This is a genomic window from Streptomyces sp. R818, assembly GCF_056172735.1.
In genome coordinates, this window is record NZ_JAOCNE010000012.1 from 591,055 (window position 1) to 606,693 (window position 15,639).

The 15,639-nt window shown below is 72.2% G+C and carries 15 protein-coding genes; 9 read left to right on the top strand and 6 right to left on the bottom strand.

The genetic code is table 11. The annotated features are described in order from the left end of the window. Positions 1-3: 3 nt before the first annotated feature. Positions 4-1,275 carry a hypothetical protein gene (locus N5I75_RS29050; protein WP_476682173.1) on the top strand — a complete coding sequence of 424 codons (1,272 nt, stop codon included), beginning with the start codon at positions 4-6 and terminating at the stop codon, positions 1,273-1,275. Positions 1,276-1,291: 16 nt separating this feature from the next. Here the strand turns inward: N5I75_RS29050 and N5I75_RS29055 are convergent, their stop codons facing one another. Next, positions 1,292-2,995 (bottom strand): bifunctional 3'-5' exonuclease/DNA polymerase, encoded by a 1,704-nt coding sequence (locus N5I75_RS29055; RefSeq protein WP_476682365.1) that lies wholly within the window; start codon positions 2,993-2,995, stop codon positions 1,292-1,294. A gap of 186 nt (positions 2,996-3,181) precedes the next feature. Between N5I75_RS29055 and bla the strand changes: the two genes are divergently transcribed. The 3 genes from bla (at position 3,182) to N5I75_RS29070 (ending at position 8,187) form a co-directional block, all read left to right on the top strand. Continuing rightward, positions 3,182-4,108 (top strand): class A beta-lactamase, encoded by a 927-nt coding sequence (gene bla, locus N5I75_RS29060; RefSeq protein ID WP_476682175.1) that lies wholly within the window; start codon positions 3,182-3,184, stop codon positions 4,106-4,108. Continuing rightward, on the top strand, positions 4,105-5,223 hold the full coding sequence (locus N5I75_RS29065; RefSeq protein WP_476682177.1) for a DUF2786 domain-containing protein: 1,119 nt from the start codon (positions 4,105-4,107) through the stop codon (positions 5,221-5,223). Before bla ends, N5I75_RS29065 begins: the two co-directional genes overlap by 4 nt. A gap of 462 nt (positions 5,224-5,685) precedes the next feature. Then, entirely contained in the window at positions 5,686-8,187 is a 2,502-nt protein-coding gene (locus tag N5I75_RS29070; RefSeq protein WP_476682179.1) for an FUSC family protein, read from the top strand. Between the two features lie 19 nt (positions 8,188-8,206). Here the strand turns inward: N5I75_RS29070 and N5I75_RS29075 are convergent, their stop codons facing one another. Beyond that, positions 8,207-8,719, bottom strand: a complete 513-nt coding sequence (locus N5I75_RS29075; RefSeq protein WP_476682181.1) for a hypothetical protein — start codon at positions 8,717-8,719, stop codon at positions 8,207-8,209. Positions 8,720-8,862: 143 nt separating this feature from the next. Here N5I75_RS29075 and rpmG point away from each other — a divergent pair, with 143 nt between their 5' ends. Beyond that, positions 8,863-9,027 carry a 50S ribosomal protein L33 gene (gene rpmG / locus N5I75_RS29080; protein WP_324770702.1) on the top strand — a complete coding sequence of 55 codons (165 nt, stop codon included), beginning with the start codon at positions 8,863-8,865 and terminating at the stop codon, positions 9,025-9,027. Between the two features lie 2 nt (positions 9,028-9,029). Next, positions 9,030-9,278: a type B 50S ribosomal protein L31 gene (locus N5I75_RS29085; protein WP_398200732.1), complete on the top strand. Its 249-nt coding sequence runs from the start codon at positions 9,030-9,032 to the stop codon at positions 9,276-9,278. 14 nt (positions 9,279-9,292) lie between these two features. Here N5I75_RS29085 and N5I75_RS29090 read toward each other — a convergent pair whose 3' ends face one another. Together N5I75_RS29090 and N5I75_RS29095 are read right to left on the bottom strand one after the other, a co-directional pair. After that, a complete protein-coding gene (locus N5I75_RS29090; RefSeq protein ID WP_476682183.1) occupies positions 9,293-10,759 on the bottom strand; it encodes an aldehyde dehydrogenase family protein in 1,467 nt (488 codons plus the stop codon). A 111-nt stretch (positions 10,760-10,870) separates the two neighbouring features. Further along, the gene (locus N5I75_RS29095) at positions 10,871-11,740 is read right to left on the bottom strand and encodes a helix-turn-helix domain-containing protein (protein WP_476682185.1); all 870 of its coding nucleotides are present in this window, start codon (positions 11,738-11,740) and stop codon (positions 10,871-10,873) included. A gap of 255 nt (positions 11,741-11,995) precedes the next feature. Here N5I75_RS29095 and N5I75_RS29100 point away from each other — a divergent pair, with 255 nt between their 5' ends. Continuing rightward, entirely contained in the window at positions 11,996-12,478 is a 483-nt protein-coding gene (locus N5I75_RS29100) for an ATP-binding protein (protein ID WP_476682187.1), read from the top strand. Between the two features lie 23 nt (positions 12,479-12,501). On the opposite strand, the gene N5I75_RS29105 is transcribed toward N5I75_RS29100, so the two are convergent. Then, positions 12,502-12,744, bottom strand: a complete 243-nt coding sequence (locus tag N5I75_RS29105; protein ID WP_394431909.1) for a DUF397 domain-containing protein — start codon at positions 12,742-12,744, stop codon at positions 12,502-12,504. 257 nt (positions 12,745-13,001) lie between these two features. Between N5I75_RS29105 and N5I75_RS29110 the strand changes: the two genes are divergently transcribed. Both N5I75_RS29110 and N5I75_RS29115 read left to right on the top strand, forming a co-directional pair. Then, positions 13,002-13,538, top strand: a complete 537-nt coding sequence (locus N5I75_RS29110; RefSeq protein WP_476682189.1) for a DinB family protein — start codon at positions 13,002-13,004, stop codon at positions 13,536-13,538. A 26-nt stretch (positions 13,539-13,564) separates the two neighbouring features. Continuing rightward, complete coding sequence (locus N5I75_RS29115; protein WP_476682191.1) at positions 13,565-14,182, top strand: PadR family transcriptional regulator; 618 nt, start codon at positions 13,565-13,567, stop codon at positions 14,180-14,182. Positions 14,183-14,216: 34 nt separating this feature from the next. On the opposite strand, the gene gad is transcribed toward N5I75_RS29115, so the two are convergent. Next, entirely contained in the window at positions 14,217-15,635 is a 1,419-nt protein-coding gene (gad, locus tag N5I75_RS29120) for a glutamate decarboxylase (RefSeq protein WP_476682193.1), read from the bottom strand. Positions 15,636-15,639 lie beyond the last annotated feature (4 nt).

A 15,639-nucleotide genomic window follows, 5' to 3' on the forward strand; every position in this document is an offset into this window, starting at 1 on the left:
GGGGTGTCCGGAGCGGACGACGGCCGGGACGACAACGGGTTCGAGGACGGCCTCGCGGCGGCGCTGCGGCGTACCGGAGAGGGCTTCAGTGCGGAGGGGCGGACGCTGGTGGGCGGCGGGGTGCTGCGTGGTCGCCGGAGGCTGCTGCGCAGGCGTGTCGGGGCGGTCACGGGAAGCGTGACGGCGCTGGCCGTCGTCGGGCTGGGATCGTCGTACGCGGCCGGGGCCTTCGGCACCCGCCCCGACGACGTCATGAGCAGCGTGGCGTCATCGAGCCCCACGCCCCAGCGGAGCGTCAAGAGCACCGCGCAGGGTGCCGGACCGCAGCTCAGCAAGGACGAGGTCATCGGCATCCTCGAAGGGCTGCTGCCCAAGGGGAAGGTGAGCGGGCGGGACGGGCGGGGCACCGACGACAACCCGTACGCGCACCTCGTGTACGACGACGGGGGCGGCGAGAGCGCCATCGGCGTCAGCGTCGGCGCGGTCGACCCGGACGGGACCTCCGCTGACGAGCAGCTCACCTGCCCCGACAAGGCGTTCGTGCCGTACGACTCGTGCACGGACCGGAAGATGCCCGACGGCTCACGGCTGCTGCTCATCCGTGGGTACGAGTATCCGGACAAACGCGTCGACACCAAGATGTGGCGCGGCGTCTACATGTCCCCCGAGGGGTACACCGTCGACGTCGGCGAGTGGAACGCCGCCGCCGAGAAGGACGCTCCGGTCACCCGGCCCGAACCGGCGCTCAGCATGCAGCAGTTGAGAGCGCTCGTCACCTCCTCGAAGTGGCGGCCCGTCATGCGGGCCATCGGCGAGGCCCGGCCCGAGAAGGCCGCGCCGCCGGCGGCGGCCGGGCTCGGCAAGGCAGCGGTCCTGAAGAAGCTGAGGTCGCTGCTGCCGAAGCGGGTGGGGGTCACCGGCGAGGGCGGCCAGGACGGCGGCTACGCGTACGTGGTCGTCGACGACGGCAAGGGCGAGTCGTTCGTCCAGATCAATCTGCAGTCCGGCATGAAGGACGTGGAGGGCGATCTGTTCGACGCGGGGGACGAGACGCTGCCGGACGGCACGCGCGTGGCGACCCGCAAGGGTCCCGGTGACGACAAGGGCGGCTCGGGCATCGTCATGTGGACGGCCGACGTACTGCGCCCGGACGGATTCCGGGTCGTCGTCTCGGCCTTCAACTCCGCTTCGCAGCGGACGGACGCGACACGCGAGCGGCCCGCCTTGTCGCTCGCCGAGCTGAAGAAGATCGCGCTCTCGGAGAAGTGGCGGTAGCAGGCGGCGCCGGTGCCTACTTGGCGTCGGCGTAGCACTCCACCACCGCCACCGTGAACGGGAAACGGACCGGTGTCTCGCCGAACGTGAGACGCCCGGCCCGCTCCGAGGCCGACCTGATCGCCTCGCAGACCCGCGGCGCCTCCTCCTCGGGGCAGTGCACGATCACCTCGTCGTGCTGGAAGAAGACCAGTTCCGCCGTCATCCCGGCGAGGGACTGACGCAGTGCGCCGAGGAGCAGCAGGGCCCAGTCGGCGGCGCTGCCCTGCACCACGAAGTTGCGGGTGAAGCGGCCACGGGCGCGCGAGTTCGAGGACGCGTACCCGTAGCCGTACCCCTGCGCCGCGCCGCCGCCGTCGGAATCCGGATCGCCCGGCGCCTCCTGCGGCAGGCCCGCCTCCTCCGCCTCGGCCGCGCCCACGGCGGGCGGGCAGGTGCGGCCCAGCCAGGTGCGCACGAGGCGGCCCTCCTCACCGGCGCGGGCGGCCTCGTCCACGTAGGCGACCGCCGTCGGGAAGCGGCGGCGCAGCGCGGCGAGGTTCTTCAGGCCGTCGCCCGCCGTCTGCCCGTATATGGCGCCGAGCACGGCGATCTTGGCCCGGTCGCGGTCGCCGGAGAACGCGCGGTCCGAGATCGACTGGTACAGGTCGCTGTCCTGGCCCGCGACCTCCATGAACGCCCGGTCGCGGGAGATCGCGGCGAGCACGCGCGGCTCCATCTGCGCGGCGTCGGCGACGACGAGCCGCCAGCCGGGGTCGGCGACGACCGCGCGGCGGATGACCTTCGGGATCTGCAGCGCCCCGCCGCCGTTCGTCGTCCAGCGGCCGGACACCGTGCCGCCCGGCAGGTACTCGGGTCTGAACCGGCCCTCCCGCACCCAGTCCTGCAGCCAGGACCAGCCGTGCGCGGTGTAGATCCGGTACAGCTTCTTGTACTCGAGCAGCGGGCGCACGGCCGGGTGGTCGATGTTCCTGATCTCCCAGCGCCGGGTCGAGGACACCTTGATCCCGGCCTCGGCGAACGCCTTCACCACGTCGGCGGGCAACTCGGGGCGCACGCGTCTGCCGAACGCCGCAGACACCTCGTCCGCCAGCTCCGCGAGGCGGCGCGGCTCGCCCCCACCCGCGTACCGCTCGCCGAGCAGCTCGTGCAGGAGCTCCCGGTGGACGTCGGCGCGCCAGGGCAGACCGGCCGCGCGCATCTCTGCGGCGATCAGCATGCCCGCCGACTCCGACGCGGTGAGCAGCCGCATCCGGTCCGGCAGGGCCGTCGCCGCGTGTCTGCGCTGCTGGTCCGCGTACACGTCGACGAGATCGGTCAGGGGCACGTCGACCGGCGGGCGCGGCTCGAACAGGGACGACTGGGAGCCCGGCTCGGCGACCCGGGGCGGCGGGTCGGGCGGCACCGGCAGCGACCGGAGCCTCGCGAGCGCGGCGGCGGCCGAGCGGGGCTCGCCGTGCCGCCCCTCGTGCGCGAGCAGCAGGTTCTCCGCCGCCTCGATGTCGTAGCAGCGCTCGACCACGACCCCCGCCGCGAGCAGGCGCGGGTACACCGCGTGCGTGTCCCGCCACACCCAGCGGACCACGTCCGGTCTGCTCCGCACCGCCTCCACCAGGTCGGGCTCCCTGGTGACGGGCGCGGCGGGCAGCCCGTCCCGGTCCAGCGGCACGACGTCGGCGCCGCCGTGCTCGGTGGGGGCGAGGGCCCAGCGCTCCTTCACATGGCTGAGTGTCACACCCGGCACTGACAATTGCCGTGCGAGCTGTTTCACTCGGCAGGCCTCAGCAATGACACCAGCGACCTATCAGTACTGACACCCAGCGGCCGACCAGTGATGACACCCGGCCGCCTACCAGTGATGACACCCAACGACCTATCAGTACTGACAACCAGCGACCTATCAGTAATGACAACCAGCGACATAGAGGACGGGAAGAACGTGCGCATCAGCCGCCGCACCCTGCTCACCACCGGCTCCGCCCTGGGCGCGACCGCTCTCGTCGGGGTCGGCGGGGCAACGCACGCGCAGGCCGTGGGCGGGGACGGCCGCCGGCTCGCCGCCCTGGAGCGTGAGCACGGCGCCCGCCTCGGCGTGTTCGCGCTGAACGTCCGCACCGGCGCCGTGGTCGCGCACCGCGCCGACGAACGTTTCCCGCTCTGCTCCACCTTCAAGACCCTCGCCGTCGCGGCGGTCCTGCGCGACCTCGACCACGACGGCACGTACCTCGCCCGCCGCGTCCACTACACGCAGGCCGACATCGACCGGGCGGGCGGCGCGCCCGTCACCGGCAAGCCCGAGAACCTCGCGCACGGCATGACCGTCGCCGAGCTGTGCGGCGCAGCGATCTCCTTCAGCGACAACACCGCCGCCAACCTCCTCCTGCACCGGCTCGGCGGACCCGGTGCCGTCACCCGCCTCGCCCGCTCGGTCGGCGACCGCGTGACCCGGCTCGACCGCATCGAGCCCGAGCTGAACTCCGCCGAACCCGGACGGCGCACCGACACCACGTCGCCGCGCGCGATCGGGACGACGTACGCGCGTCTCGTTCTCGGCCGCGCCCTTCAGCGGGGCGACCGGGCGCGGCTCGCGCAGTGGCTGCTCGCCAACACCACCAGCGACAAGCGGTTCCGTGCCGGGCTGCCGGACGGGTGGGTGCTCGGCGACAAGACCGGGACGGGGTCGTACGGCACGGCCAACGACGTGGGCGTCGCATGGGCCCCGAACGGCGACCCGGTCGTGCTCTCCGTGCTCACCACCAAGTCCGCGCGGGACGCGACGCCCGACGACCGGCTCGTGGCGCGGGCCGCCGAGATCATGGCCTCCGTGGCATGAGCGCCGGATCCGCCGTCGAGCGCGCCTTCGCCGCCGCGCTGTTCACGGCCGACGCCGACCTCGACCTCGACACCGGGGCGTCCCTCCTCGCGGCTGACCCGTCCGCCGACGCGGAACTCGCGCTGCGCGGGCGGGAATTCGTACGGCGGGCCTGGGAGCGGGGCTGGCAGCCCGCCGACGTGATCCGGATGGTCGTCCGCGAACTGTCCCCCGAGCACGCGGGGCTCGCCGCCCGGCTGATCCGCGCCGAGACCGGGCGGTACGAGGCGCTGCCGCCGCGCTGGGCGGAGCAGATCGCCGCGCTGCCCGGCGACAAAGCATCGCGGCGGGACCGGTTCTCCGCCGCCACGACCACCCTCGAGCTGTACCGGCTGCTTGTGCGGCTGCCCGCGATCGAGGCCGTCGGGCCGGTGCCGGGGGAGTCCGTCACGGTGCCCGTCGCCGGTGAGCCGCGCGCCCTCGCCCGGATCCGGGCGCTGCTCGCCAAAGCGGAGGCGACCGGGTATCCGCCGGAGGCCGAGGCGCTCTCCGCCAAGGCGCAGGAACTCATGGCCCGGCACTCGGTCGACGAGGCGGTCCTCGCCTCTCGTACGCGGGCCGCGGACGCGCCCGGCGCCTGCCGCGTCGGGGTCGACGCGCCCTACGAGACGGCGAAGGCGGTTCTCCTCGACGCGGTCGCCTCCGCGAATCGGTGCCGGGCCGTGTGGAACAGTGCGTTCGGCTTTTCCACGGTGGTCGGGTTCGAGCCCGATCTCGAGGTGGTCGAGGTTCTCTATACGTCGCTGCTTGTGCAGGGGTCCGCTGCCATGACCCGGGCCGAGGCGGAGCAGCGGGCGGCTGGGCGCAAGCGGACGAAGACGTTTCGGCAGTCCTTCCTCGCCGCGTACGCGCAGCGCATCGGTGAGCGGTTGTCGGCGGTCGCGGAGGAAGTGGTGGGGGAGCGGGGGGAGTTGCTGCCGGTGCTGGCCGCGCGGGAGGTGGCTGTCGCCGGGCGGGCGGAGGAGATGTTTCCGGAGACGGTGAGTACGCGTATGCGGGGGGTCTTCGACGAGGCGGGGTGGGTTGAGGGGGCTGCGGCGGCTTCGCGAGCGCGGGTTCGGGGGGCGGGTGCATAGCGGGGCGGGGTGTTGTCGGCTCGGGCTCGATTGAGCCGCCTGGGCGACGTGGGTGGTGGGGCTCTCGTCGGCGGACGCGGGTGCGTCGTGGCTGGTCGCGCAGTTCCCCGCGCCCCTGAGCGCCGCGGGTGCGGGGCTTGGTGGTCAGGTGCGGGTGCGTCGTGGCTGGTTGCGCAGTTCCCCGCGCCCCTGAGCGCCGCGGGTGCGGGGCTTGGTGGTCAGGTGCGGGTGCGTCGTGGCTGGTTGCGCAGTTCCCCGCGCCCCTGAGCGCCGCGGGTGCGGGGCTTGGTGGTCAGGTGCGGGTGCGTCGTGGCTGGTCGCGCCGTTGCCCGCGCCCCTGAGATGCGCACTGCGTGCGCCATCTCAGCGCCCCGCTCCAGGGGCGCGGGAACCGCGCGACCAGCCACGGCGGAGCGTGCGGCTGGGTGAACGGTTTGGGTGGGATGACCCTATTCTGGCGGAGTGAGTTGGTTTCGGGCGTTGAAGGACACCACCCGCTCGGGGCTGACCGTCGAGCGGAAACGGCTGGAACCCCTGATCGCCCTGCGCGGCGCAGCCGGACTCGCGGTCGTGATCGCCGTCAGCCTCACCCTGTTCGGCCCCGCGGCGGCGGCCGGCTCCGCGTTCGGGGGGTTCCAGGCGGCGATCGCCACGTTCCAGCGCAGCTGGCGGCCCCGGCCGGAGCTGGCGCTGGCCTCGGGCGCCAGTCTTGGCGTCTCCACCTTCCTGGGGTACCTGACCGGTTCCCACCTGGCCCTGTTCCTGCCCCTCCTCGGGCTCTGGACCTTCCTCGCCGGGCTCTCCTGGGCGGCGGGCCCGACCATCGGCATCATCGCGTCGTCGAACGTGGCGATGATGCTGGTCACCATCACCCTGCCGACGACGGTCGCGGAGGCGGCGGGACACGCGGCGATCATGGCCTTCGGCGGCCTGGTCCAGGCGGCGCTGGTGATCCTCTTCCCCGTACGCCGCTGGGGAGCCCACCGCGACGCACTGGCCGACGCGCTCGCCGCCGAGGCCGACTACGCGCGCCGCCTGCGCCACGACCCGGTCGCCGAGTTCGACCCGGCGCCGCTGATGCTGGCCCGCAACGCCGCCTCGCTCACCCCGCGCCAGGCCCGCACCCGCCCCGCGCAGCTGCACGGCACGCGCGGGGTCGCCGAGCGCATCCGGCCGGTCCTGGCGTCGCTCGCGGACCCGGCGGTCGGCGTCCCGGCCGAGGGGCCCGAGCGCGACCGGGCCCGCGAGCTGCTGGCCGCCGCCGGTTCGATCCTGGACGCGGCGGCCCGCGCCATCCGGCAGGGGACCCCGGTCGACATCCCGCCGGGGGCGGTCGCCGCGTTCCGCAGCCCGGACGTCGACCACGTCCTGTCCGGCCCGGCGAAACGCGCAGCGACCCGCCTGGGGCCCCTGCTCAGAGACGTGGTGGAGACCGCCGGCGGCACCCCGCCCCGGGAACCACCGAACACACGGGCGACACCCTTGCGCCGCCGCCTGCTCCCCGCTCGCCGCCCCGCAACGACACGCCTGCGCCGCCGCCTGCTCCCTGGCCTTCGCCCCGGAGCGACACGCCTGCGCCGCCGCCTGGTCCCTGGCCGTCGCTCCGGAGTGGCACCCTTGCGACACCGCCTGGTCCCCGGCCGCCGGCCCAGAGCGACACCCTTGCGCCGCCGCCTGCTCCCCGGCCGCCGGCCCGGAACGACACCCCAGCCCGCGCCATCGGTGCCATCGATGCCATCGGTGCCGGACTCCGGCCGACGCCCCGAAACCACACCCCCGCCCACCCCCAAGACCCCGGACCCCGGTCGCCCCCTGCGCCGCCCCACCCTCTTCCAGCTCCTCCCCGTCGCCGTACGGGCGATGCGGCGGGAGGCGCGGCCAGGGTCGCCGGTGCTGCGGCACGCCACCAGAATCTGCGCGGTGGCGGTCGCCGGATACCTGATCGGCGACGCGCTTCCGCTGGGGCACGGCTACTGGGCGCCGATGTCCGCCGTGATGGTGATGCGGCCGGACTTCTCACAGACGTACTCCCGTGCGGTGGCCCGTTTCGGCGGAACCCTGGTCGGGGTCGCCCTGGCGACCGGCGTCGTGCAGCTCGCGCATCCGGGCACGGGGCTGTCCGCCGCCCTGGCCGTCCTGTGCGCGGGCCTGATGTACCTGCTCATGCGCACGGGCCAGCTCGCCTCGCAGGCGTGCGTCTCCGCGTACGTCGTGTTCCTGCTCGGCATGGGCGGCGAGGGCTGGGGACAGACGGTCCCCGAACGGCTCGTGCTCACCCTCGCGGGCGGCCTCCTCGCCATGCTGTCCTACGCCCTCTACCCGGCGTGGGAGACCCCGCGCCTGCGCACCCGTCTCGCGGACTGGCTCGTCGCGCTCGGCGAGTACGCGGCCGTCGTCGTCGACCACTACGCTCACCCGGCGGGCAAGACGTGCCCGGACGTCCGCGAGGCGCTGCTCAAGGCGCGGGACGCGCACATCGCCTGGCAGGAGGCCGCCGCCCGGGCCGGGACCGAACCCGTACGCCACCGGGGCCTGTCGAACGCCGCCGCCGACGACGCCGCGCACGCCCTGCAGCGCCTGGGCCGCGTGGCCATGCTGATGGAGGCCCACCTCCCCGAGCGCGACGCCACCCCCGTGCCGGCCGCGGACGCGCTCGCCGACGCCCTGCGCGCCGCGACCCGCGACGGCGCCCGCGCCATCCGCGAACGCCGGGTCCCCGCGTGGGGTTCGGTCCGCGCCGCCCTCGACGCCTGGGACGAGGAGGGCGTCCCCGACCGGGTCGTCCGGCGCGGCGCGCACATGCTCGTGGAGAGTCTCCAGGAGCTGTCCGACGCGCTCGACACCGACGACCCGCCGATGACCGTGAAGCCGCAGGAGGCAACCGGGGGCTCAACCGGGGAATCAACCGAGGCATCAACCGAGGCATCAACCGGGGCATCAATCCGGGAGTCACCCAGGGAATAGGGGAGCGCGCCGGGGCGGTTCAGCCCGTCGGCAGGCCGCTGGGCAGGCCCGTCGGCAGCTTCCCGTCCGTCGACTTCGTGAAGGAGTCCTCGGTCCCGTCCGTCCAGGACACCTTCATCGTCGAACCGTCGTTTGACTCGATCGTGCCCTTGGTCCGGTCGGTGTTCCCGTCCGCGCACGTCAGGTCCAGGGCCGGCTTGCCGGTGCCGGACACGGTCCCGTTGCACAGGTGCCCGTCGCCAGTGCTCAGGGCCGCCTGCTCGCCGCCCACCACCAGGACGACGGCCTTGCCGTCCGTCGTCGCGCTCCAGATGCCCTCGGTGGCCTTCGCGGACCCGCCCGAACCGGACGGCGCGTCGGACGCCGAGCCGGATGCCGAGCCGGACGACGAGCCGCCGTCGGGCGCCGCCGAGGACGTCGCCGCGCCCTCGTCCCTGCCGCCGCCGTCACCGTCGTCACTGCTGCAGCCCGCCACGGCCAACGCCGCCACGGCCACCGCGACGCCCGCCACGATCCGCTTCCTGATGCGCACACCATCCCCCTATGTCCCTGCCGCCGACCTGGATTGCGCCAGAAGTTACCAGCCGTCAACCAGGACAGTCGGCGTGACGCATCTCTCAGCGCGCCGGGCCTCCACCCTATTGAAAATGGCTCCCATTTTCATATACTGCCTGCATGGCACGAAACGAACTCCGCCCAGTGATCAAGCTCAGGTCCACAGCGGGGACCGGCTACACCTACGTGACCCGCAAGAACCGCAGGAACGACCCCGACCGGGTCACCCTGCGCAAGTACGACCCCGTCGCCGGCCGCCACGTCGACTTCCGAGAGGAGCGCTGACCATGAACAACGCCATCCACCCCGCCTACGGCCCGGTCGTGTTCCGCGACCGCGCCGCGAACCACGCCTTCCTCACCCGCTCGACCATGACGAGCGAGCGGACGATCGAGTGGGAGGACGGGAACACGTACCCGGTCGTCGACGTCGAGATCTCCGACGTCAGCCACCCCTTCTACACGGGCAACCAGCGCGTCCTGGACACGGCGGGCCGCGTCGAGCGCTTCGAGCGCCGCTACGGCACCGCCTCGTAAGCCCGTCCGGGGGACTAGAACGGGAAGCGGCTCCGGCCGTGCTGCACGGAGATCCACTTCTGCGTCGTGAAGGCCTCCACGGTCGCCTCCCCGTTGAGGCGGCCGAGCCCGGAGCGCTTCTCCCCGCCGAAGGCGACGAGCGGCTCGTCGTGCACGGTGCCGTCGTTGACGTGGATCATGCCGGTGTCGATGCGGTGGGCGAACGCCACGCCCCGCTCGATGGAGCCGGTGTGCACGGCCCCGCTCAGCCCGTACGGGGTGTCGTTCGCGATCCGCACCGCCTCCTCGTCCCCGTCGAAGGGGATGAGGAGCGCGACCGGGCCGAAGATCTCCTGGCGCAGCACCGGTGAGTCGGCGGGCAGCCCGGTCAGGACCACCGGTTCGACCACGTTGCCGTCGACGCCGCCGCGCAGCAGTACCGTCGCCCCTTCCCGCACCGCCTGCTCGACGACGCCCGTGACCGCGTCGGTCTGCGTCGAGTTGATGAGCGGGCCGATGACGGTCTCGGGGTCGCGCGGGTCCCCGGCCTTGAGCGTCGCCACCTTCGCGACGAACTTCTCCGTGAACTCCGCCTCGATCCCGCGGTCCACCAGGATGCGGTTGGCGGCCATGCAGACCTGGCCCTGGTGCACGTACCGGCTGAAGACGGCGGCGTCGACCGCGTAGTCGATGTCGGCGTCGTCGAGGACGGTCAGGGCGCTGTTGCCGCCGAGTTCCAGGATCGCGTGCTTGAACTGCGAGGCGCAGACCGTGGCCACATGCCGGCCGGTCGCGTCCGAGCCGGTGAAGGAGATGACCTTCGGCACCGGGTGCGTCAGGAGGGCGTCGCCGATCTCGGCGAGGTCGGTGATGACGACGTTCAGGAGGCCCGGCGGCAGGCCCGCGTCCTCGAAGAGCTTCGCGACCAGCGAGCCGCCGACGATCGGCGTGCACTGGTGCGGCTTGAGCACGACGCCGTTGCCGAGCGCCAATGCGGGCGCCACCGACTTCAGCGACAGCAGGAACGGGAAGTTGAACGGCGAGATGACCCCGACCACCCCGACCGGCAGCCGGTGGACCCGGTTCTCCTTGCCGTCCTCGGGGGAGGGGATGACGCGGCCCTGCGGGCGCAGCGCGAGCTGGGCCGCCTCGCGCAGGAACTCCTTGGCGAGGTGCAACTCGAACCCGGCCTTCACGCGGGTGCCGCCGAGCTCGTCGATGATCGCCTCGGATATCGCGTCCTCGCGCTCCTCGAGGAGGCGCAGGGCCCGCTCGAAGACGAGGCGGCGCGTGTACGCGTTGGTGGCCGCCCACTCCTTCTGCGCCCGCTCGGCCGCCCGATACGCCTCGTCGACCTCCTCGACGGAGGCGACGGTGATGGAGGCGAGCTTGTCACCGCTGTACGGGTTGAGGTCGAGGATGTCCCACGAGCCGCGCCCGGTGCGCCACGAACCGTCGATGTACTGCCGGTCGAGATCCGTGAAGTACGCGTGTGACGTCATGGACGAGATCCCTTGCTGCCGCGCCGGACACCTGAATGGGACGTCATCGTAGGCCGGTTACTCGTCAGTTGTGGTCGAACTCTCTACAACACACGCACACAACTGGCGTGCTCACCGAGCGAATTCGGCCGCAATACGCTCAAGCAGCCGCAGGCTCTCCTCCGGTGAGGGGCACTCCTCCTGCAGCCGCGCCATCGCCTGCTCGTACTGCGCCACGTCCTCGGCCTTGTCCAGGTAGAGGGCGCTGGTGAGCTGTTCGAGGAAGACGACGTCGGAGAGGTCGGACTCCGGGAACGACAGGAGCGTGAAGGTGCCGGACTCGCCGGCGTGCCAGCCGAGGCTGAACGGTACGACCTGCAGCGTGACGTGCGGCATCCGCGCCACCTCGACGAGGTGGTCGAGCTGCCCGCGCATCACCTCGGGGCCGCCGTGCACCCGGCGCAGCGCGGCCTCGTCGAGGATGAACCGCACGTCCGGCGCGCGCTCCGCGACCAGCACCTTCTGCCGCGCGAGCCGCAGGGCGACGCGCCGCTCGACGTCCTCGCGGGACGCGCCGCGCATGCCGCGCTCGACGACCGCGTGCGCGTAACGCTCGGTCTGCAGCAGGCCGTGCACGAACTGGGCCTCGTAGCCGCGGATCACCGAAGCGGCTCCCTCGAGGCCCACGTATGTCTGGAACCAGCCGGGCAGCACGTCCGAGTAACTGTGCCACCAGCCCGCGACGTTGGCCTCCTTGACGAGGGAGAGCAGTCCTCCGCGCTCGGCCTCGTCGGTCACCCCGTACAGGGTCAGCAGGTCCTCGACGTCCCTCGCCTTGAAGCTCACCCGTCCCAACTCCAAGCGGCTGATCTTGGATTCCGAGGCGCGGATCGAGTATCCGGCGGCCTCGCGGGTGATGCCCTGCGATTCCCTCAGGCGCCTCAGCTGCGAGCCCAGGAGAATGCGCCGCACCACCGAGCCGCTCGGATCCCCAGCGGTCACGTCTCTGCCTCCCCATCGGTTCAAGGGCCGAAGTCTGCCATTAAAACGCGGCTGGCTGTATGCGTTCGGTTACAGAAACGGAGAGATCGCGAAAGACCTGCGCAAGAAGTCGTAGGGAGAAATGAGCAAGAAGCGGTACGGGAAGGTCCAAGTCCGGCGCGTGCACGTGCATCTGCCCTTGCATCCGTAGTACGCATTCGGAACGATGGTCGCCACCACCGCTCGCTACGCACGCGAATCTGGGGAGTGCCTCGCATGGGGACGAATGGATCGACCATGCTCGAGCCGTTACGGCAGGGGCTTCCTCCCATCGACCCCTCGGCCGTCTCCAGCGCCGCCTCGTGCGCGCTGCCCGCGCGGTTCGAAGCGGTGCGCTGCGCACGGAAGTTCACGCGCGCGACGCTGACCGAGTGGGACGTCCCCGAGCGTTTCGAGGACATCTGTCTGGTCGTCTCCGAACTGGTCACCAACGCCCTGCGGCACGCGCTGCCCGCGGACGCCGCGGACGATCAGGAGCCGCCCGTACGCCTGCACCTGATGCGCTGGGCGACGCGGGTGGTGTGCGCGGTCCGCGACCCCAGCAACGACAGCCCCGCGGCCGGTGAGCCGCAGGACGACTTCTCCGCCGAGTCCGGGCGCGGTCTCTTCCTCGTCGAGTCCTTCAGCGACGGCTGGGGCTGGCACCCGCTGGCCGGCACGCTCAGCGGCAAGGTGGTCTGGGCGCTGTTCCGGGTCTGACCGGCCGCCCGGCCCGGACCGTGTCAGGCGCCGGCCACGAGATGGTCGAACTCGCCGTCCTTCACGCCGAGCAGCATCGCCTCGATCTCGGCGGGCGTGTAGACGAGGGCGGGCCCCTCCGGGTAGTTGGAGTTGCGCACGGCCACGCGGCCGCCGGGCAGTTTGGCGAACTCCACGCAGGAGCCCTGCGAGTTGCTGTGCCTGCTCTTCTGCCAGACCACTCCGTGCAGATCCGTGGCCGCCATGCCGTTGTACACGTGGTGCACGGTTCGCTCCCCGGTGGTGATCAACTGTCCCAACTGTGCGAGAGCATAGCTGCGTTCACGTGCTGCTGCATGGGCAGATGCACGTGCACGCGGGGTGTTCCGTTGGTTACAGCTCCCTGTGCATCTGCCCTTCCCGGAGCCGCCCATGCAAGCGCTCCCCATGGCGGCCAGAATCTGACCTACATCGCCTCTACGTTTCTCCTGTCACCCGGAATCACCCGGGAACGAGTGCCACTCCGACCTGAGAGGCGGCCGTCATGGTCATGCACGTGAACCCCGAAGCCCCCGGCGACGAGCGCGGGGCGCTGCTCGCCTTCATCGCCGAACAGCGCGGCGGCATCCGCCGGGCCCTCCTCGGCCTCACCGACGAGCAGGCCGCGACGACGCCCAGCGCCAGCGAGCTGTCCCTCGCGGGCCTGCTCAAGCACGTGGCCGAGACCGAGCAGGGCTGGGTCGCGCGGGCCCAGCAGATCGCGCCCGATCTCCAGCGGTCCGAGGAGAACTGGGGCGACAGCTTCCGCCTCGTCGGCGACGAGACGGTCAAGCAGCTGCTCGACTACTACGAGGACGTCGCCCGCCGCACCGAGGAGTTCTTCCGCGCCGCGCCCAGCCTGGACGACACCTTCCCGCTCCCGTCCGACTGGTGGTTCTTCGGCTGCCCCGCCGTCTCGGTGCGCTGGCTCGGCCTGCACCTGATCCGCGAGACGGCCCGGCACGCGGGTCACGCCGACATCATCCGGGAGTCCCTGGACGGGAAGACCGCCTTCGAACTGGTCGCCCTCGCGCAGGGCTGACCGGCCCGGGGCCCTACGCTGGCCGCATGTCAGCGATCCGCCTCCTGGTCCTCGGAGCCGTGCGCCAGCACGGCCGCGCGCACGGCTACCAGGTGCGCAGCGACCTGGAGTACTGGGGCGCCCACGAGTGGTCGAACGCCAAGCCGGGCTCGATCTACCACGCCCTCAAACAGATGGCGAAGGAAGGGCTCCTGGTCGCGCACGAGACGGAACCGTCCACGGCCGGCGGCCCGCCGCGCACCGAGTACGAGATGACGGAGCGGGGCACCGAGACCTACCTCAGCCTGCTCCGGGAGGCGCTCACCGCCTACGACCAGCGCCCCGACAACCTGACGGCCGCGCTCGGCTTCATGGTCGACCTGCCGCGCGCGGAGGCCGTCGCGCTGCTCGGGGAGCGGGTGCGCCGCATCGAGGAGTGGCGCACCTCCGTCACCGAGTACTACACGCCCGAGGGCGGCCCCGGGCAGCTCGGCCACATCGGCGAGATCATGGACTACTGGACGTACTCGGCCGACACGGGCGCGGAGTGGACCCGCGCCCTCATCGGCCGCATCGAGGGCGGCGCCTACACGTTCGCGGGCGAGGGCGAGCCGTTCGTGGGCGTGCTCGCGGAGGGCCAGGAGAACCCGTACGCCCGGTCCTGAGCGCCAGGTCCTCTCGGACAGGCCCTGGTGGACCTTAGTGGTGGAAGCTCGTCGCCGCTCCCCGGTCCTGGGTGAACGGGTGCGGCTGGCGGCGCAGCTCCGGGAGGAGCCGGTTCAGGTCCTCGATCAGGAGCTCGGCCAGGTCCGCCGAGAAGCCGTTGCGGCACACGATCCGGAGCACCGCCAGGTCCTCGCGGTGCGCCGGGAACGTGTACGCGGGCACCAGCCAGCCGCGCTCCCGCAGCCGCCGGGACACGTCGAACACGTCGAAGGCGGTCACGTCCGGCGCCGTCGTGAACGCGAAGACGGGCAGTTCGTCGCCGCGCGTGATCAGGCGGAAGTCGCCCAGCGCCTCGATCCGTTCGGCGAGGCCGCGCGCCACGTCGCGGGACGCCTGCTGCACGGCGCGATAGCCCTCCCGGCCGAGCCGCAGGAACGTGTAGTACTGGGCCACCACCTGCGCACCGGGCCGCGAGAAGTTGAGGGCGAACGTCGGCATGTCGCCGCCCAGGTAGTTCACGCGGAAGACCAGCTCTTCGGGGAGCGCGTCCGCCGTGCGCCACAGGGCCCAGCCGACGCCGGGGTAGACCAGGCCGTACTTGTGGCCCGAGGTGTTGATCGACGCCACGCGCGGCAGCCGGAAGTCCCAGGCGAGGTCCGGGTCGAGGAAGGGCGCCACCATCGCGCCGGACGCCCCGTCCACGTGGACGGGGATGTCGAGCCCGGTCCGCTCCTGGAGGGCGTCGAGCGCGGCGCACAGGTCGGCGACCGGCTCGTACGACCCGTCGAAGGTGGAGCCGAGGATGCCGACGACGCCGATGGTGTTCTCGTCGCACAGCTCGGCTGCCGCCGCCGGGTCGAGGTGGAAGCGGTCGCCCTCCATCGGCACCTGCCGCGCCTCGACCTCCCAGAAATTGCAGAACTTCTCCCAGCAGACCTGCACGTTCACGCCCATGACGAGGTTGGGCCGGGCCTCCCGCGAGGGGTAGCGGTCGGCGTTCTTCCGGGCCCAGCGCCGCTTGAGTGCCATCCCGGCGAGCATGCACGCCTCGCTGGACCCGGTCGTCGAACAGCCGACGGCGGCCGACGGGTCCGGCGCGTTCCACAGGTCGGCGAGCATCGCCACGCAGCGCTTCTCCAGCTCGGCGGTGCGCGGGTACTCGTCCTTGTCGATCATGTTCTTGTCGCGGCACTCGCCCATCAGGATCCCGGCCTGCGGCTCCATCCACGTGGTGACGAAGGTGGCGAGGTTGAGGCGGGCGTTCCCGTCGAGCATCAGCTCGTCGTGCACGAGCTGGTACGCGGTCATGGGCGCGAGCGGCCGGTCGGGCAGGCGGTGCTTGGGCGGCGCCTCGACCATCCCGGCGGTCGGGTTCGCCTCCCCGACGAGCGGGTTGACGGACAGGTGCGGTTCGCCGGGTTTGTCGGACGGACTCTGATGCAGCGGAGACATGCCA

Coding starts and splice junctions, on each gene's coding strand:
- bla (WP_476682175.1), top strand. CDS start 3,182: ATGACAACCAGCGACATAGAGGACGGGAAGAACGTGCGCATCAGCCGC.
- N5I75_RS29065 (WP_476682177.1), top strand. CDS start 4,105: ATGAGCGCCGGATCCGCCGTCGAGCGCGCCTTCGCCGCCGCGCTGTTC.
- rpmG (WP_324770702.1), top strand. CDS start 8,863: ATGGCACGAAACGAACTCCGCCCAGTGATCAAGCTCAGGTCCACAGCG.
- N5I75_RS29085 (WP_398200732.1), top strand. CDS start 9,030: ATGAACAACGCCATCCACCCCGCCTACGGCCCGGTCGTGTTCCGCGAC.
- N5I75_RS29090 (WP_476682183.1), bottom strand. CDS start 10,759: ATGACGTCACACGCGTACTTCACGGATCTCGACCGGCAGTACATCGAC.
- N5I75_RS29100 (WP_476682187.1), top strand. CDS start 11,996: ATGGGGACGAATGGATCGACCATGCTCGAGCCGTTACGGCAGGGGCTT.
- N5I75_RS29110 (WP_476682189.1), top strand. CDS start 13,002: ATGGTCATGCACGTGAACCCCGAAGCCCCCGGCGACGAGCGCGGGGCG.
- N5I75_RS29115 (WP_476682191.1), top strand. CDS start 13,565: ATGTCAGCGATCCGCCTCCTGGTCCTCGGAGCCGTGCGCCAGCACGGC.
- gad (WP_476682193.1), bottom strand. CDS start 15,635: ATGTCTCCGCTGCATCAGAGTCCGTCCGACAAACCCGGCGAACCGCAC.